The sequence below is a fragment of the Plesiomonas sp. genome (assembly GCF_051652165.1).
In the GTDB taxonomy this organism is placed as follows: Bacteria; Pseudomonadota; Gammaproteobacteria; order Enterobacterales; family CAMTGL01; genus Plesiomonas.
Window position 1 is genome coordinate 142590 of the sequence record NZ_JBOFTR010000015.1, and the last position, 19008, is coordinate 161597.

At 46.2% G+C, this 19008-nt stretch carries 17 protein-coding genes and 1 riboswitch; of the genes, 7 read left to right on the top strand and 10 right to left on the bottom strand.

Going from position 1 to position 19008, the window contains the following annotated elements:
• Positions 1-969, bottom strand: coding sequence for a thiamine ABC transporter substrate binding subunit (thiB, locus tag ACRC53_RS09095; protein WP_438643227.1), 969 nt, complete (start codon positions 967-969; stop codon positions 1-3).
• A 215-nt stretch (positions 970-1184) separates the two neighbouring features.
• Positions 1185-1274: riboswitch (TPP riboswitch) on the bottom strand.
• 295 nt (positions 1275-1569) lie between these two features.
• Here thiB and ACRC53_RS09100 point away from each other — a divergent pair.
• The gene (locus ACRC53_RS09100; protein WP_438643133.1) at positions 1570-3732 is read left to right on the top strand and encodes a GGDEF domain-containing protein; all 2163 of its coding nucleotides are present in this window, start codon (positions 1570-1572) and stop codon (positions 3730-3732) included.
• A 298-nt stretch (positions 3733-4030) separates the two neighbouring features.
• Here the strand turns inward: ACRC53_RS09100 and djlA are convergent, their stop codons facing one another.
• Positions 4031-4849, bottom strand: a complete 819-nt coding sequence (gene djlA, locus ACRC53_RS09105) for a co-chaperone DjlA (RefSeq protein ID WP_438643134.1) — start codon at positions 4847-4849, stop codon at positions 4031-4033.
• A gap of 243 nt (positions 4850-5092) precedes the next feature.
• Here djlA and lptD point away from each other — a divergent pair, with 243 nt between their 5' ends.
• The 5 genes from lptD (at position 5093) to apaH (ending at position 11552) form a co-directional block, all read left to right on the top strand.
• Positions 5093-7402, top strand: coding sequence for an LPS assembly protein LptD (gene lptD / locus ACRC53_RS09110; protein WP_438643135.1), 2310 nt, complete (start codon positions 5093-5095; stop codon positions 7400-7402).
• A 101-nt stretch (positions 7403-7503) separates the two neighbouring features.
• The gene (gene surA / locus ACRC53_RS09115; RefSeq protein ID WP_438643136.1) at positions 7504-8799 is read left to right on the top strand and encodes a peptidylprolyl isomerase SurA; all 1296 of its coding nucleotides are present in this window, start codon (positions 7504-7506) and stop codon (positions 8797-8799) included.
• Entirely contained in the window at positions 8768-9787 is a 1020-nt protein-coding gene (gene pdxA / locus ACRC53_RS09120; protein ID WP_438643137.1) for a 4-hydroxythreonine-4-phosphate dehydrogenase PdxA, read from the top strand. Before surA ends, pdxA begins: the two co-directional genes overlap by 32 nt.
• Positions 9784-10629: a 16S rRNA (adenine(1518)-N(6)/adenine(1519)-N(6))-dimethyltransferase RsmA gene (gene rsmA, locus ACRC53_RS09125; RefSeq protein ID WP_438643138.1), complete on the top strand. Its 846-nt coding sequence runs from the start codon at positions 9784-9786 to the stop codon at positions 10627-10629. The genes pdxA and rsmA overlap by 4 nt, the downstream gene beginning before the upstream one ends.
• A gap of 107 nt (positions 10630-10736) precedes the next feature.
• On the top strand, positions 10737-11552 hold the full coding sequence (apaH, locus tag ACRC53_RS09130) for a bis(5'-nucleosyl)-tetraphosphatase (symmetrical) ApaH (RefSeq protein WP_438643139.1): 816 nt from the start codon (positions 10737-10739) through the stop codon (positions 11550-11552).
• 58 nt (positions 11553-11610) lie between these two features.
• Here apaH and folA read toward each other — a convergent pair whose 3' ends face one another.
• From folA to rplU, 7 genes are all read right to left on the bottom strand, one after another.
• Positions 11611-12108, bottom strand: coding sequence for a type 3 dihydrofolate reductase (gene folA / locus ACRC53_RS09135; protein ID WP_438643140.1), 498 nt, complete (start codon positions 12106-12108; stop codon positions 11611-11613).
• Positions 12109-12218: 110 nt separating this feature from the next.
• The gene (locus ACRC53_RS09140; protein ID WP_438643141.1) at positions 12219-12686 is read right to left on the bottom strand and encodes a threonine/serine exporter family protein; all 468 of its coding nucleotides are present in this window, start codon (positions 12684-12686) and stop codon (positions 12219-12221) included.
• Positions 12686-13471 (bottom strand): threonine/serine ThrE exporter family protein, encoded by a 786-nt coding sequence (locus tag ACRC53_RS09145; RefSeq protein WP_438643142.1) that lies wholly within the window; start codon positions 13469-13471, stop codon positions 12686-12688. Before ACRC53_RS09145 ends, ACRC53_RS09140 begins: the two co-directional genes overlap by 1 nt.
• Positions 13472-13660: 189 nt before the next feature.
• Entirely contained in the window at positions 13661-14839 is a 1179-nt protein-coding gene (gene cgtA, locus ACRC53_RS09150) for an Obg family GTPase CgtA (RefSeq protein WP_438643143.1), read from the bottom strand.
• Positions 14840-14869: 30 nt separating this feature from the next.
• A complete protein-coding gene (locus ACRC53_RS09155) occupies positions 14870-15823 on the bottom strand; it encodes a DMT family transporter (RefSeq protein ID WP_438643144.1) in 954 nt (317 codons plus the stop codon).
• A 77-nt stretch (positions 15824-15900) separates the two neighbouring features.
• Positions 15901-16158, bottom strand: a complete 258-nt coding sequence (gene rpmA, locus ACRC53_RS09160) for a 50S ribosomal protein L27 (protein WP_438623464.1) — start codon at positions 16156-16158, stop codon at positions 15901-15903.
• Between the two features lie 18 nt (positions 16159-16176).
• A complete protein-coding gene (gene rplU / locus ACRC53_RS09165) occupies positions 16177-16488 on the bottom strand; it encodes a 50S ribosomal protein L21 (RefSeq protein ID WP_438623463.1) in 312 nt (103 codons plus the stop codon).
• Between the two features lie 262 nt (positions 16489-16750).
• Between rplU and ispB the strand changes: the two genes are divergently transcribed.
• Complete coding sequence (gene ispB / locus ACRC53_RS09170; protein WP_438643145.1) at positions 16751-17719, top strand: octaprenyl diphosphate synthase; 969 nt, start codon at positions 16751-16753, stop codon at positions 17717-17719.
• A 288-nt stretch (positions 17720-18007) separates the two neighbouring features.
• On the opposite strand, the gene mdh is transcribed toward ispB, so the two are convergent.
• A complete protein-coding gene (gene mdh, locus ACRC53_RS09175) occupies positions 18008-18946 on the bottom strand; it encodes a malate dehydrogenase (RefSeq protein ID WP_438643146.1) in 939 nt (312 codons plus the stop codon).
• Positions 18947-19008 lie beyond the last annotated feature (62 nt).

The following is a 19008-nucleotide window of genomic DNA, read 5'->3' on the forward strand; positions in this document are numbered from 1 at the left end:
TCACTGACTGACGGCAGTTTGCCATTCTCGTATCCACGCTTTACGCTGTTTTTCCACATCCTGAGAGGAAAATGCCAACGTTTTCTTTGGTGTTATCACCTGCTCAAATCCGGCTGGCAGTGGAATATTGGTGACAGGCAGCATCCAGTTAGCAGTTGGCATCTGCTGTTGAAATGTGGGCGTTAAAATAAACTGCAAAAACTGCTGTGCCAGTTGTGGCTGCTGGCTACTGGCCAACTGTCCGGCTACCTCAACTTGCATATAGTGCCCCTCGGCAAAATTAGCGGCAGCATAACGTGCATCTTTTTCACTAAGCAGATGATACATCGGCGAGGTGCTGTAACTGAGTACCATATCCGCCTCACCTTTGAGGAACAGACCGTAAGCCTCACTCCAGCCTTTGGTCACTGTGACTGTTTTTTTCGCTAACTGTTGCCACTTTGCGGCAGCTTTTTCACCGTACACCGCCTTCATCCACAGCATCAACCCCTGCCCTGGCGTACTGGTTCGCGGGTCTTGGTAGATAATTTTCCACGGCTGAGGGCTATCAATTAATTCGCTTAAGCTGCCTGGGGGGTGAGGTAATGTCTCTTTGTTGTACACAAACGCAAAATAACCATAATCATAAGGAAGAAAAAATGGATTATGCCATCCCTTAGGCAGCGTGAGCGCATCGGTATTGATGGATAAACGGGCAAACAGCCCGGTTTTCTCAGCCTCAGCCACTAAATTATTATCAAGCCCTAATACCACGTCAGCCTTACTGCGCGCGCCCTCCATTCGCACCCGATTGAGAATCGAAACACCATCATCAAGCGCAACAAACTTTAATTCACACCCGCCACACTGTGCTTCAAAGGCTTTTTTTACCGCAGGGCCGGGGCCCCAATCAGACGCAAACGAGTCATAGGTATACACTGTCAGCGTTTTCCCCGCATACTGGCCGATATCAACATGCTTTGTAGGCATTGGCACTGGGTTCGCTGATAAAGAGCCTGTTTTTGGGGATGCAGAAGCCGTATCTGCAGCCATTGAGGGTAACGCTACTGACAACAATAGCGTGGCGAATACAGCATGAAAGCGAATGGCAGAGAGAGACTCTGTAGCAGACGTGAATATTGACACTTTGCGCTCCTTACAACCGTGTGGGAGTCGGCAAAGGTTTTGGTGGCTGCAGGCAAGTACCGGCAACCCTCCCCAATCCCTCCGCCGGTATTAACCGGATCAGGTTCGACGGGTGTTATCTCAGCCATCAGGCACCCCGTTGAGAACGCCGCTATTGTAGTCACAAGTCTCTGATTCGCCAACTCTAATCCCGATACTTGCGGCATACCGCTTTAATTGATAATCACAATATACACAGTGCTGCTTGATGATATTGCCTTGTGTATTATAAAAATAAAGTACTCTTAAATTGAAACAGCACCCTATATATGAAACACAGTGTTATAAAATAAATGTGGAAAAAATCGACTTACCGCTCAAAATCAGCATTAAATTCCATACAATAATCGACTCTCTGTGTGATTTATATAATGCTAATATCCCGCATGGTCTTAAGGATATGAGATGATCCCGCACGGTATGCTACAGCAATGGATTTTTGCTCACGATCAACGTTCACTCATTGATCTGGCCTTACCTGAATTGGCACTCTTGCTTAATGCAGAGCAGTGTTGGTTATTTAGTGGGCGTGAAGATCCAACACTGCTTGATAGCTGGCCGTCAAACACTCCCCATGACAACCTATTTAGCCATTGCGCCTTGATCATACATACACATCAATTAACCCAAGATGGGATTTATCAGGCATTTACCGATGATCCTACTTTGCAAATTTGTCGTTTGAGTGGAAGCCATGAGCACACTCAAATCCTCGTCTGGAAGCGTAACGTAGCGAACGTAGCCAGTGCTGATCCCTCAACACAGATCTGTGCATTACTCTTTTTTGGCCAATTGCTGCAAAAACACCGGACAGAAACCCAAAGTAGTGCCGAGCGCACGAAACGCGATCTGCAAGAAGCGATGCTCGCCAAGCAGCTCAATGACTTGCGCAACCAAGTCAATACGATTCGGGAGTTGCAACAACTGATGAGTGCCATGGTATTGTGCCGTGAACTTGATGAGCTTTATCAACTGACGGTAGAGCAATTGCGTTCTGTTTTACCCGGTTGTCGTAGTGCATTAATGCTGTACGACCCCGCCACGGGCCAAGTTCAAGGGACATTTGGCACCGATAATCACGGAAATACAGCCGATGAACGCGACATTATTTACAACTATCGCGATCAAACAGATACCTTTAATAATACGCTACGCAGTCAAGACCAAGAGTTGGTGATCAAAGAAAATGCACCCCTCTATACCCAGAATAAGATTGTGGGGGTTGGTTGGAATGCGATGCTCGTTCTACGCGATGAAAATGGCCCAATTGCCTGGTTTGCGCTCGATAACCTGATTTCTCAACGCCCGCTGACTGCAGCTCAACAAGTGTTGTTGATCACCTTTGGGCGCATGGTCTCTTCCGTACTAGTACAAATGCTACGTGAAAAACAGCTGCGTTTTTTACACGAAGGCTTGCTTGCTATGGCAGAAGCAGACAACATTTTATTGGCGTGTAAAGTTGCTGTAGAAAAGGTAAAAACCCTAGGGGTTGATCGCGCTGCAGTGATGTTATGGGATCAAAACACCCATCAGCTTTATGGCACTTATGGCTGTGATGAACTGGGCAATCTGCGTGATGAACACCATCTGCAAATTGACCCTTACTCAGATCCGATTATTGCCCCTATGCTGACAGTACAAGATTACTTTATGGTTCGGCGAGATGCTCCCTTATTTAATGACAGTAACCTCATTGGCATTGGTTGGCATTTAAGTGCCGGCTTATGGCACGGTGGGCGTTTTTTTGGCGCAATTTTTGCCGATAACCTACTTAGCCGCCGTGTAATGACAAGCCACCAGCAAACTATTTTGCACCTGTTTACCGCTGTCGTGGCCAGTTTGTTGGCTCGTTTTCAAAGTGAGCAAGATCTACGGCATCTTAATCTTTCGCTTGATAATCAAGTACAAGAGCGTACACAGGCGCTCAATGAGGCAAATCAACGCTTACTTGATCTCTCTTACCATGATCCGCTAACAGGCCTTTATAATCGCCGTTATTTCGATCAAATCATTCAACAAATGATGGAAGAGCCTACTTCACCGGGTTTGATTTTAATTGATATTGACTCATTCAAAGCATTTAACGATATTTATGGCCACCCCGCAGGCGATGAGTGTTTACGCAGTTTCTCTGCCGCTTTAAGAAATAGCATGCATAACTGTACTGTAGCCCGTTTAGGCGGTGAGGAATTTGCCGTTTTAATTCCCGCTGCACAACAGCATGAGTTAACCGAGTTGATTAATGAACTCATGAGTGTCACTGAACAACTAGCGATTCCACATCGGGGCTCGCCCTTTGGGTTGTTAACGTTTTCAGCAGGTTATGCTTGTGGAAAAAATCGCACTATTTCCGAGCTATATCATACTGCAGATAAAGCGTTATATCGGGCAAAACAGCGAGGCCGACACTGTGTAGTCAGAGCGACTGACTCTGACAACCTCACCGATTTTACGGAAGAAACCACGCATATTACCCGTATTAAACAGCACAAAAACACTGTGCATAAAACCCAAAAAGAGCCATCGCTTGCCCCTTTAAAACACCATACTGAACTCAATCAAGTCTAGCTCTATGTATACCGCAATGTGGTCACCGTGGTAGCGGTTAAACATATGTTCAAAGCATACAGTGTGCATTATCAAACTTTATTAAACCTAACAGGCTCTTGTGTGATAACACAAAGAGCCTGATTAGAGCGATATATAGCATCATAGATGAGCGTACGTTATACAATACGCTCTCATGCAATACTCTTTCACCGAAAGATAAAGGTATAGCCGCAATATATTACTATCTCTGTATTGCTATCCTTTTCTTAATTAGCAAATGTCGTTCGAGCTCATCTTAATTAACGGTAATAAGCGACTAACGAAAACCACGCTCACGGCGAATAAGATCATATGCAGCTTGAATATCTTGGGCTTTTTGTTTAGCCAGCTCCATCATCTCAGGCGGTAAACCTTTTGCAACCAACTTGTCAGGGTGATGCTCATTCATCAGCTTGCGGTAGGCTCGTTTCACAGTTTGATCGTCATCACTGCTACTAACGCCTAAGACCTTGCATGCATCTGCCAGCGTTGGGCCATTAGCATTGCGCGGAGCCCAACCCTCTTGCTGTGAACCTTGTTGACCACGAAACTGTGAGCTGCCCTCTAACATAGATAACAGTTGCTCAAATTGACTGTGCGAAAAGCCTAGCTCTTCTGCAATAACATACAAGACATCGCGCTCACCAGGGTGCAAAGAGCCATCAGCAAACGCCGTTTGCAACTGGATCTCCATAAACATTTTAAGCAGATCAAAACGGCCAAAACAGGCACGACGAAAATCGCGTAAAGTTTGACGAAGTGGAAAATCAGCCAGTTTGCCATCACGAAAAGCTTCTTGCGCAGCTTTACGCGCCTCACCATGCAGGCTCATCCGATCCATCATCGCATTTGCCATTTGAATATCCGCTTCAGTGACCCGCCCTTTTGACTTGGTTAAGTGCCCCATCGTTGAAAACGTGGCATGAAAAAAGAGCGACTGACGCGCCTGCTGATTGCTAAAATAGCCTTGAAAATTGGCCTGTGCGACAACTCGCTTATCAATTTGATGGCCGATTAATAATCCAAAAAAAGCACCAACAGGCCCGCCAGCGAGCGATCCGAGTGCAATACCGACTAATTTACCCCACAACTGCATTCCTGCCCCTCTTAAACCCTGTCACTGTGGTTGAAAACATGCACTAAAAAATTTGTTTTAGTACTCATCGTTGTACTAAATAAGTATTTTTCTCATCAATAATTTGCGCGGTATACTAACGGCCATAAACAAATAATCATAAATGTGCCGAGTAACGTAAAATTGCTTTATCATACTCTGCATTCAGCTCAATTGCTTGCGGGCATTATGGCTCGTTCAGGTTGTAGGACCTTTTAAACTGGTATGAAAAAATTTCTTCCGACAATCTTAGCTTCAACCATCGGTGCAATACTGTTTAGCCCGCAAACATTTGCTGATTTGCGTAGTCAATGCTTATCTGGTGTACCGCATTATACCAAACCCCTTGTCGAGGGCGATCCAAACGCATTGCCTGTGACTATTTTGTCTGATGATGCCAATGTCGATTACCCTAATCGTGCCTTTTATCAAGGGAATGTGAATATTGACCAAGGTAATCGCCAGCTCACCTCACACGAGGCAGAAGTTACCCAACAACTTAAAGATGGTAAACCCATCAAACGTGAAATGACGGCCCGTGGCAATGTGCACTATTTTGACCCCACAATCAGCCTAAAAGGGCCACGTGCATGGTCAGATTTAGACAGCAAAGATACCGATGTTGATCAGGCCAGCTATCAGTTTGTTGATAAACAAGGGCGCGGCACAGCCAAAGTGCTGAAATTACGAGAAAACCGCTATAACATCATGAAAAGTGCCGAATTTACTACCTGTCTTCCTGAAGATGACAGTTGGAGTATTGCAGCATCAACCATGATACAAGATCGCCAAGAAGAAGTCGCAAAACTGTGGAATGCCCGTTTTCAAGTGGCAGGAATACCGATTTTCTATACCCCGTATTTACAAATTCCATTAAGTAATAAACGTCGTTCGGGGTTTTTAGTTCCCTCGTTTAAAACATCAAATAAAAGTGGCGCTCAACTGGATATTCCTTTCTATTGGAATATTGCCCCTAACTATGATGCCACTATTACACCACGTTACCTGAGTAAGCGTGGCACAGAGTTGATGACAGAGTTCCGCTATTTAGGTGCACCAGGGGCAGGTACAATTGCCGTTGATTACCTTCCACACGATGCACTGCGCCATGACGAAGCCCGCTACCTCACTTATTGGGGGCATAGCGGTGTGATCGATCAGGTTTGGCGTTTTAACATGAATTACACCAGAGTCAGTGACCCACACTACTTCTCTGATTTACAATCGCCTTACGGCAGCACTACAAACGGTTATGTTACCCAGTCAGGTAGTATTGGTTATGCTGATCCTAATTGGATGGTGAACTTATCAGCCACACAATTTCAGGTCTTTAATACCCAGATAGCCAGTGTTTACCGTACCTCACCACAGCTAGACGTGAACTACTACAACACCAGCTTGCTCAATAATCGGCTCAATACCCACGTATTTGGCCAAGTTGTACGTTTTGAAAACAATGACTCGGCAATGCCAACGGCAACACGGGTACATTTAGAGCCAAGCGTGAGTTATCCCATAACAGGGCGTTGGGGAAGCATTGAAACAAGTGGCAAACTGTATGCTACCCACTATCAACAAAATATTCCTACTCAGTATCAAAACCAAATGGACTCTTCTGTGTCGCGCTTTATCCCACAAGGAAAAGTCGATGCAAAAATGGTTTTAGAACGTAATGCGGTCTTGTTAAATGGCTATACACAAACGTTAGAACCCCAAGTTCAATATTTGTATCGCCCCTATCAAGATCAGAGTGGGATCGGCGCACCAAATACCCTTGGGTATGACTCTACGGCATTACAGCTCGACTATTTAGGGATGTTCCGTGATCGCCGTTACAGTGGTTTAGACCGTATCTCATCAGCAAACCAAGTTACAACCGGTTTAACCACGCGTATTTTTGATCAGGATCTTAACGAGCGTTTTAACTTTGCTATCGGGCAGATTTTTTACCTGTCAGCACCGCGTATTACTGACAAAACACAGCATGCGGCACGTACCTCCGCGTGGGCTACAGAATCAAACGTACTGTTTAATGATAATTGGAGCGCCAAAGTTGGCGTGCAGTACAACCCACAAGGTAAACAAGTCGCAGTGGCCAATACCGCGCTTGAATACCGTAAAGATAGCGAACGTTTAGTGCAACTCAACTACCGCTATGCAAGCCAAGATTACATTAACAATGCATTGCCAAATAAAAACTATGACCATAACATTTCTCAGCTAGGCCTAGTTTCTGCTTGGCCGATTACAGATAAGTTCAGTGTTGTAGGCCAGTACTATTATGATACTGGATTAAAGCAGTCGGCAGAACAGATGCTAGGATTACAATATAATACCTGCTGTTGGGCCGTAAACTTGATGTATGAGCGCAAAACGATTGGTTACAACAATCAGACACATGTCAGTTCGTACAATAACTCTTTTTCATTCAATATTGAGATTCGTGGCCTTGGCAATAGCCACCCAACGGGTATCAGTACGATGTTGAGTAGTGGTATTCTGCCATATCAACGTCCATTTACATTGAGCAACTAATTTTAGTTTATACATCACCCGATGATGTACGTACGCTTAACTGCAATAACAGATATTTACCTTATTAATTAAACGCTGCAAAGCGCAGGATGGAAAGGCGAATGAAGAACTGGAAGACGTGGTTTTCACTACTGGCAATGGTCAGTACCAGTGTGATTGCCGCCCCGCAATCAATTGATCAGGTAGCTGCAATCGTCAATAACGGTGTGGTATTACAAAGTGATGTCAACAGATTGATGCAATCTGTCAAACTCAATGCTCAGCAATCAAACCAACAGTTACCCGATGATGCCGCATTGCGCCACCAAGTACTTGATCGCCTGATACTGGATCAAATTCAACTGCAATTAGCCAGCAAAATGGGGATCAGTGTCAGCGATGCCGATCTTGATAGTGCCATTGCAAATATTGCTGGGCAAAACCGTATGAGCGTTGCACAGTTGCAGCAAAACTTGCAAGCACAAGGCATTAATTACGCTGATTACCGTGAACAAATCCGTAAAGAGATGCTGGCAACCGAAGCACGTAATGCCCAAGTGCGTAGCCGAATCAATATTCTGCCGCAAGAAGTTGATACGCTGGCAAAACAAATTAGCCAACAAGCACAAAAAGGCCAAGAGTATAATCTGAGCCATATCCAAATCCCATTGCCAGAAAACCCAACTCAAAGTGAAGTGGATGAAGCACAAGCTAAAGCCGATCAAATCATCCGTGAACTGAAAAAAGGTGCGGACTTCTCGAAACTGGCAATTGCAAACTCTTCTGGGCCAAAAGCACTAGAAGGGGGTAATTTAGGTTGGGTACGTCCGCAAAGTATTCCGACTCTTTTTGCAGAAAAAATTACCAATGCCACAGCAGGTTCTGTGGTTGGCCCATTCCGTACGGGTGTCGGCTTCCATATTCTCAAAGTAAATGCCGTGCGGGGTGAAGAGCAAAGTGTACAAGCTACTGAAGTGCATGCCCGCCATATTTTACTGAAAACCTCAGTGATGCTCAGTGATGACCAAGCACAAGCGGAGCTACTGAAAATGCGCACAGAGATCTTAGATAAGCAAGCAGACTTTGCTACGCTGGCAAAAGAGTACTCACAAGACCCAGGCTCTGCTGCACAAGGGGGTGATTTAGGCTGGTCTTTACCTGATGCATTTGTTCCGCAATTCCGTAACGAGCTTGATAGCCTGCAACCTGATCAAATCAGTCAGCCATTTAAAACACCGTTTGGCTGGCACATTGTACAACTGCTTGGCACTAAAAAAGTTGACCGTACCGATGCAGCAATTAAAGATCGTGCCTATCGCATGCTGTTTAATATGAAATTTGCAGAAGAGACTCCGGTCTGGTTGCAAGAACAACGCGCTGCTGCGTATGTTAAAATTGTCGACCCAAGCGATGAATAATCGCGCTCCACGTATGATCATCACCCCCGGCGAGCCAGCCGGGGTTGGCCCTGATCTTGTCGTGAAATTAGCGCAACAGCCATGGCCTGTACAGCTTATTGTTTGTGCAGACCCTACGCTACTACAGCACCGAGCAATCGCTTTAGATCTCCCACTAACGCTCATACCGTATGATGCAAGCACGATAGCCTACCCACAGGCTGCCGGAACGTTGACAATATTAGCTGAACCGCTACGCACTCCAGCCATTGCCGGAGAGCTTAATGTTGCAAATGCAACTTATGTACTTAACACACTTGCTCGTGCCGCTGATGGCTGCCAACATGGTGAGTTTTCGGCGCTCATTACAGGCCCAGTTCATAAAGGCATTATTAATGAATCGGGTATCCCGTTCAGTGGGCATACTGAGTTTTTTGCCGAGCGCGCAGGGTGCAATAAAGTGGTGATGATGCTGGCAACTGAAACATTACGGGTTGCATTAGCAACAACACATTTGCCACTACGCGACGTTGCAGATGCGATTACGGCCGATAGCTTGCATGAAGTGATCCAAATCTTGCACCACGATTTACAGCATAAATTTGGCTGCGCTCATCCACGCATTTATGTGTGTGGTCTAAATCCGCATGCCGGAGAGAGCGGGCATATGGGAACAGAAGAGATCACGACTATCGAGCCCGCGTTACAACTGTTGCGCCAACAGGGGATTGATCTCATAGGCCCACTGCCTGCCGATACCCTATTTCAAGATAAATATCTGCACGATGCTGATGCAGTACTGGCCATGTATCATGATCAAGGGCTACCTGTACTTAAGTACCAAGGGTTTGGCCGTGCAGTCAATATTACACTGGGGTTGCCATATATCCGCACCTCAGTCGATCACGGAACGGCATTGGATCTTGCCGGTACCCGACTTGCTGACGAGGGGAGCTTTCGGACGGCGCTCTCTCTCGCGATTACTATGACGGATTCACAAACACAATGAATGACAGTGTTCACCTTGGCCACCGTGCCCGTAAACGTTTTGGCCAAAATTTTCTTAATGATCTCTTTGTCATTGATAGTATTGTTGCTGCAATTAACCCACGAAATGATCAAGCGATGCTTGAGATTGGCCCTGGCCTTGCTGCACTAACCGAACCTGTAGCCCGCGATCTTGATCATATGACAGTCATTGAGATCGATCGCGATCTGGCTGAACGCCTGCGCAATAATCCAAAATTAAAAGACAAACTAACCGTACGCCAGCAAGATGCAATGACTGCCGATTTCAGCCAGATTTCCGCTGAATTAGGGCAAAAACTGCGTGTATTTGGTAACTTGCCCTACAACATCTCAACCCCATTGATGTTCCATCTGTTCAGCTTTACTGACAGTATCAGCGACATGCACTTTATGCTGCAAAAAGAGGTGGTAAATCGTCTGGCGGCAGGCCCAAACAGCAAGGCCTATGGCCGTTTAAGTGTGATGGCTCAGTATTTTTGCCAGGTGATTCCTGTGCTCGAAGTACCTCCGCATGCGTTTAAACCAGCACCAAAAGTTGACTCTGCCGTAGTACGCCTGATCCCACATACAGAAAAGCCATATCCAGTACAGAACTTGCGGTGGCTTAGTCGTGTAACCACCGATGCGTTTAATCAACGTCGAAAAACGATCCGTAACGGTCTTGGTCATCTGTTTAGCGTTGAACAGCTCGAAGCTCTCGGTATTAACCCCAGTTTACGGGCAGAAAATATCACCGTTGAACAATACTGTATGTTGGCAAATTGGTTGGATAAAAATCCACCACAAGCTGCCGATGCACATGCGGCGCATGATCCTCGTTAATCGCTTACATCGAATACCAATAAACGCTGATATCACCAGCCGACTGCTGATATCAGTGCTTTTTCTCCTCCTCACTCAACAAGCAAAACAGTAAGGGATCAATAGCAATGGCAACGTATCTGGTCGGTGATCTGCAAGGTTGCTATGATGAACTTTTAGCCCTACTCGAACAGGTAGAATTTAACCCACACAGTGATGAGCTCTGGTTAACCGGTGATTTAGTTGCTCGTGGGCCGAAATCCCTTGAATGTCTGCGTTTTGTACGTGGGTTAGGCTCGGCAGCTCACACCATTTTAGGCAACCATGATCTGCATTTGCTCAGTATTGATGCCGGACTTGCCAAAGCCAAACCACGTGATCACCTGCAACCAATTTTAGAGGCTTCTGATCGCCATGAACTGATGTATTGGCTGCGTCAGCAACCTTTGCTACTCGCACACCCAATTTATCCATTTATCATGGTGCATGCCGGTATCTCGCCAGATTGGGATCTAGGCACCGCGACGGCCTGTGCCGCAGAGGTGGAACAGGTTCTACGTAGCCCACAGTATCAGGCGATGCTCAGCATGATGTATGGCAATTTGCCCGATAAGTGGTCACCGGATTTACAGGGTGATAACCGCCTACGTTATATCATCAATGCCTTCACCCGTATGCGTTTTTGCTACCCTGACGGGCGGCTTGAAATGCACTGTAAACTGCCTGCAGAGCAAGCGCCTGCACCACTGCTGCCGTGGTATCAGTTGCCCAACCCACTACTGGCTAACCATCGGGTAGTTTTTGGCCATTGGGCTTCACTGCTTGGCAAAACCAACCAACCTGCAGTCTATGCACTCGATACCGGTTGTATTTGGGGAAATCACCTAACGTTGCTGCGTTGGGATGATCAGCAGTACTTTCAACAAGCGCGGATCACCGCATAAATAATGTTGTGATTGCTATATTGCTATATTGCGATCACGATGTTGTGCATTATGATGCTTACTTCGTGAGCATAGGTTGACGCGCCAAAATGGTAAACCGATAGGCATGCGGATTTGCGGCATCTGCGGTGTGCACTTCGCTGAAAACTTCATGCCACTCTGCGGTATCCCATTGCGGGAAGCGGGTATCACCATCAATCTTGGCATCAATCAGTGTCAGATACAGGTGTGAGGCCAGCGGTAAAGCTTCATGGTAGACATGCCCACCACCAATAATCATCACTTCTGGCACTTCTCCGGCGAGTGTTAGTGCTTCTGGCAAAGAGCAAGCCCATAACACCCGATCATCATTGCCCATTTGACGTGATAGCACAATATTTTGCCGCCCAGGTAGGGGTCTCCCGATCGATTCATAGGTTTTCCGCCCCATAATGATCGGTTTTTTCAAAGTATTGGCTTTAAACCATGCCAAATCAGCAGGCAAATGCCATGGCATTTGATTATCCAGACCAATCACCCGGTTAGCGGCCATTGCCGCAATTAAACTTATTTTCATCTCGGCCACTCTTTTGCAGTCGACTGTCATTCTTAGCCGCATCATAGCAAATCAGGCCATCAGAATCAGTGCACTATTTTTTATATGGCTTTCTTAGATTACCTACCCTCTTAGACTACTGGCCGACGGCGATAAAACAGCAAACCAGGAATAGCCAGCCCCAACGCCAGTGCTCCGACAATGAAAAAGCTTTGCAAAAAGTGTGTCACCATCTGCGACATCAGTTCATGGCTATAGCCCTGATGGTTTATCTCAACCAATGCAATCATCGCTGTATAGGCTTTTACCCCCGGAACCATTGGGATCACTGCTGCAACCGTAAAGACCTTCGGATGTGCTAAATAGCGGTGTGACCAGTGAACACCAATCATGCCAATAGTGGTTGATGCTGCCAGTGTGCTCCACTCAATTGGAAACCCATAATGCAGCAGCAAAAAGCGCATGCCATGCCCTAATGCGCCTAACATGGCACAATAACGTAGTGCGCGTTCCGGAACATTGAACAGCAAGCCAAACCCAACGGCAGGAATAGCGGCAAAAAACATATCCTGCACCAGCATCCACACTAAGTTGGCCATTATAACCACCCCCTGACATCCCACAGAGCCATTGCCATAACAATGCCTGCACAAGTAGCAAAGGTCAGTAAGGTTGCCATCATCCAGCGGGCGAGCCCCATATTGACATGCCCTTTAACCATATCTGACAACGCATTAATCAACGGAAACCCTGGCACTAATAATAAAACACTGGATGCCATTGCTAATGAAGGTTGATTACCTAATGAGTACATCAACCCTATTGAGGAGATCGACGTAGCCACAAAGGCTGTCAGACAAAAGTTTACCAGTGGATTAAAGTGCCGCAATGCCAGTTCTTGACGCACCAGCATCGCAATCGCGCTGGCAATAAATGTCACCACAAAAACGGTAGCATCGCCTCCTGATAAGTGTGAAAAGCTGGCACAGGATAACCCCACCATCACAACAACCCACGAGCGCGGGTAACGCAACGGTTTAATTCTTTCTAGCCGTTTACGCACTTCTACCACAGAGAGTAACCCCCGTTCAGCCATGATCAGGGTACGCTGCACCTCAGTGACCACTTGCATATTAATCCCCCGGTCCACATTGCGTCGAACAGTGGTAATACAACGCCCTTCGTTCAACGTGGATAACACAATAGCATTGGCAGAAATAGAGCTTTCAACACTCTGTACACCCAACGCCAATCCTAAACGTTCAGCCACCTGCTCTACGAGTGTACTCTCTGCCCCATGCTGCAATAGCAGTAATGCACTTTGCACACATAACCGTGTGATTTCGCGCTGTATATCAGTTTCTTCTCTCAGATCTTGATGCATTCCTTGCTCACTCCCATACCTGATCTGAATAATCATAAAATAACATTTTGTGACATTAAACCGTTTTCCGGGATAAAAAAGGCTGATATAGCGCAAAAAAAAACCGCATTCTGTGAACAGAAGCGGTTTTTTACTGCTGCCTTGTTTACCCTAAAAATAGCGTCAACAAGCCAGTAGGAAAATCAATGATTACGGCTTATAGATAGTCTCTACATCGTACTCATCTTCATCCCAATCATCATCATCGAGATCATCCGAGTCATCTGCACCTTCCCAGACATCACTTAGCTGTTCGCGGTGGTAATCATCCCACTTGAACTTCACCTCTTCAGTGACAACCTCTGGTTCGACATCTGCTTTTGGTAGGCTCTCAATCAACTGCATAATATCCCAGCACAGTGGCGTAACATTCTTACCTGTAGCGGCGGAAATAGTGTAGTAATCCTCATCCCAACCCAAATCAGCGACGATCTTGTCGATCCGCTCTTGTGCCTCTTCTTCGCTCATCAGGTCAACTTTGTTGAACACTAACCAACGTGGTTTAGACGCTAAGAGCTCACTGTATTGCTCAAGCTCTGAAACAATAATACGTGCATTTTCTGCCGGATCAGAACCATCAATAGGGTTAATATCAAGAATGTGCAGCAGTACACGGCAACGTTCAAGATGTTTTAGGAAGCGAATACCTAAACCTGCACCTTCTGCTGCACCTTCAATCAAACCTGGAATATCTGCCACTACAAAGCTGCGCTCACTATCCATACGCACCACGCCCAAACTTGGGATCAAGGTAGTAAATGGATAATCAGCCACTTTCGGGCGAGCGGAAGAGACCGCGCGAATAAAGGTCGATTTCCCAGCATTAGGCATGCCAAGCATGCCGACATCCGCTAACAGCATCAGCTCTAAACGCAGCTCGCGCTTTTCACCTTTAGTACCACTGGTTTTCTGATAAGGTGTACGGTTTACTGACGATTTAAAACGCGTATTCCCTAAACCGTGATAACCACCTTTTGCAACCAACATTTTTTGGCCATGCTGTGTTAAATCGCCAAGCGTTTCACCCGTCTCTTCATCTACAGCACGTGTGCCCACTGGAACTTTCAACGTAATGTCTTGACCACGTTTTCCCGTACAGTTACTGCCCCGACCATTCTCACCACGTTCTGCGCGAAAACTGCGCTCAAAACGGTAATCAATCAGGGTATTTAAGTTCTCATCAGCAATGATAAATACATCACCACCATCACCGCCGTCGCCACCATCGGGGCCACCTTTCGGGATATATTTTTCACGACGGAAGCTGGCACAGCCATTACCGCCATCGCCAGCATCAACGCAAATTACCGCTTCATCGACAAACTTCATGATCGTCTCCGTGCAAAAGTGCAAACCGGGTTATTTCACGACTGCTACCGGTGCTATCACAGCACGTTGAGGCAGCAGACGGTGGCCGATCGCAGAAAACATAGCGCCGGCAACCACCACCAACGCACCAAGATAACCCAGCATATTCAGCGGAGCTGCGGCAAATTGTGCCGGAGCCCACACACTCAATAGCTCTAAAAATAGTATGGTGAACAGTGGCGCTAACGTCACTATTGCACTCACTTTAGCCGAATCCCACTTCGCCATCGCTTCTGCAAATGCACCGTATCCAACCAAAGTGTTAATACAGCAAAATGCCAGCATTGCCCATTGACGCGCATCCATCGCGAGTGCTTGTTGCGGTTGTGCTACTGGTGAAAATAGTAGGGCACTGAGCACATACAAGGTCAATAAAATCTGCGGGGAGGAGAGACGACGCAATAAAACTTTTTGTGCCAAACCGTATACGACCCAAACCAGTGCAGCGATAACAGCTAACAATACACCCAATGTATAGGTGCTTAAACTGGTAAACAACTCGTACAATCGAGCATTAAAAAACAACAACATACCGCTGACCAGCAGCAATAGACCAATCACCTGATGCCGTTGTAGCTGCTCTTTTAACACCACGACACTGGCTATTAATAGCAGTACCGGAGCAAGCTGAATAACCACTTGTACAACGGCTGGGCTAAGAAATTGCAACGCACTGTTAAATAATAGGAAATTACTAGCAAGCCCTAAGGTTGCCGCTAGAATCAACCACCGATAGTGTCGCCACAATAGCGCAGGTGAGGGTAAATTACCGCGAACAGCCAGCCAAATACCTAATCCAATCGCTGCCGTGGTAAAACGAAACCACACAATGGTATAGGGATCGACAACTTCCAACGCCTGCTTCATGGCTATTGGCAGCGCCCCCCAAAAAATGGCGGTCAGCAGTGCCAGAAAAAATCCTAGCATCGCATGCTGTCGCATCATACAGGTTCCTGATAGCTGATATAAAAAAGCCCCGCAACTGCGCGGGGCTCTTCCTGTGAACCGGTCAAGACCTGTAATTAGTCAGCAATGATGCTCACATATTTACGGTTATTTGGACCTTTCACTTCAAATTTTACTTTACCGTTAGCAGTTGCAAACAGAGTGTGATCTTTACCACAACCCATGTTTACACCAGCGTGGAACTTAGTACCACGCTGACGAACGATGATGTTACCTGCCAAAACAGATTCACCACCAAAACGCTTAACACCTAGGCGTTTGCTCTCGGAATCACGGCCGTTACGTGTAGAACCGCCAGCTTTTTTATGTGCCATTTGTCCGTTCTCCTAAACTTAAGCGCTGATAGCTGTAATTTTGATTTCAGTGAACCACTGACGGTGGCCCTGCTGCTTACGGCTGTGCTTACGACGACGGAACTTAACGATCTTAACTTTATCGCCACGACCGTGAACGACAACTTCAGCTTTAACCATACCGCCGGCTACGAAAGGTGCACCGATTTTGATATCTTCGCCATTAGCGATCATCAGCACTTCTTCGAATGCAACTGATTCACCAGTTGCTACGTCCAGCTTCTCCAGGCGAATGGTTTGGCCTTCGCTTACTCGGTGTTGCTTACCACCACTTTGGAAAACCGCGTACATATAAAACTCCGCTCTTTTTCGGCACCGCAGACTTGATCTAATCAGTCAATTTGGGTGCTCAATAAAACTATTCAATAGGGCGCGAATTTTACGCAAAAAGCCGCTCAATGGCAAGAGCTCTTCTGGCAATATCGGAGAAAAATTCTCCAACTTGCCCTTGCGCGTTTCCGTTCCTCGTTTTTAAGGTACAATCCATGCAGACCAGGTTTTATGATGGACTGATCTTCCCCCTATGATAACAAAATTAGAAGACTGACGGACTATGAAGCTTGAAGAGATTCGCGCCTTAAGCAATGCTGATATGGAAAATGTGAATACAGCTATTTTGCAGCAACTCAATTCAGAGGTCGCCCTGATTAATCAGCTCGGCTATTACATTATCAGCGGAGGGGGAAAACGGATCCGGCCAATGATTGCGGTTTTAGCCGCACGGGCACTGGGTTATCAAGGTGATGGGCATATTACTGCCGCAGCATTTATTGAGTTTATTCATACTGCAACCTTGTTGCATGATGATGTGGTTGATGAGTCAGATTTACGTCGAGGTAAAGCAACTGCTAATGCTGCATTTGGTAATGCAGCCAGTGTGTTGGTAGGAGATTTTATTTATACCCGTGCCTTTCAGATGATGACTCACTTAGGTTCACTCCGCGTTTTAGATCTCATGGCCGCGGCCACTAATGTGATTGCCGAGGGTGAAGTGCAGCAGTTAATAAACTGTAATAACCCTGATATTACTGAGCACGATTATATGCAGGTAATCTACAGTAAAACTGCACGATTATTTGAAGCAGCAGCACAAGTCTCGGCAATTTTGGCCAACGCGACTAAAGAACAAGAGCATGCTATGCGTGATTATGGCCGTTATTTAGGTACTGCATTCCAGCTTATTGATGATCTGCTCGATTACAGTGCCGGTGAAGAGCTAGGTAAGAATCTGGGTGATGATCTCAATGAAGGTAAGCCTACCCTACCGCTATTACATGCAATGCAGCACGGCAATCCTGAGCAATCGGCAATGATTCGCCATGCAATTGAACAGGGTAATGGTCGTGATTTACTTGAACCTGTTCTTAATACAATGCAACAGTGCGGTTCACTTGAGTATACGCGTCTACGTGCCGAAGAGGAGGCAGATAAAGCTATTCTGGCGCTTGCATGCATTCCACCTAGCCCATACCGTGAAGCTTTAGAGGGGTTAGCACATTTGGCTGTCTCTCGTAACCACTGATTTTTTTCCGTTAATCTTTTGCACGTGAATATCCGCCGTGTACGACAATGTGCCTTATACTGGAAGGTATCAATTTACGGTGCTTATTGGATTTTAATTAGCCACTGAACCAAACGATCTGTGCAGATCTTGTTTGATCACTTATCGCTAAGATGAATACGTTCAGATCGTGATAAGAAGCTATAGCGCAATAGATTGAGTTACGGTAGCTTAAGTCAAAGATAAAAAAGGCTGCATAAACTATGCAGCCTTTTTTATCGCTTTTAACCCACTCTTTTTGGTATTAAATTAACCGTTAACAAATGCTTCACCGAGTGCAATTTCATCACGCAAAGTAGGTAGCATGCTCTCAAGAGCATTTTGTTCGAACGCACTGAGTGCACCAATCGGTAAATAGTCTTCAATACCGTTAGGGCCTAGCACAACCGGCTGTGCAAAGAAGCGCGCATATTGCCCGTCGCCTTCAACATAACTGCACTCAACAATGCCTTTCTCGCCTTGCATAGCACGCAGCAGTGATAAACCAAAGCGTGCTGCGGCTTGACCCATCGAGAGTGTCGCTGAACCGCCACCCGCTTTTGCTTCAACAACTTCAGTGCCGGCGTTTTGAATACGTTTGGTCTGCGCGGCAATTTCGTCATCACTGAAAGTAACACCTTCAATTTGTGATAACAGAGGCAAAATAGTCAGCCCTGAATGGCCGCCAACAACGTGAACGTCTAAATCGTGTGGTTGCTTATTTTTTAACTCAGCAACAAAGGTATTAGAACGGATCACATCTAATGTAGAGATCCCAAACAGTTTACGCTTATTGTAAACACCGGCTTTTTTCAGCACTTCTGCCGCAATAGCAACTGTAGTATTAACCGGGTTGGTGATAATACCCACACAGGCTGTAGGGCATACAACCGCTACTTTTTCAATCAGGTTGCGCACAATACCCGCATTTACATTGAACAGATCTGAACGATCCATACCCGGCTTACGCGCGACACCCGCAGAGATCAGCACAATATCCGCACCTTCTAATGCAGGGCTTGGATCTTCGCCTGAGAAACCTTTGATCTTGACTGCTGTGGGAATATGGCTGAGATCCACTGCAACACCCGGAGTTACAGGGGCAATGTCATACAAAGAAAGATCAGAACCTGCTGGAAGTTGAACCTTCAACAGCAGCGCCAGAGCTTGACCGATGCCACCTGCTGCACCTAAAACCGCAACTTTCATCCTTAATGCTCCTTGTAAAATCCTATTGTGTTGGGTATTCAAGATAACTAGACACTAATCGA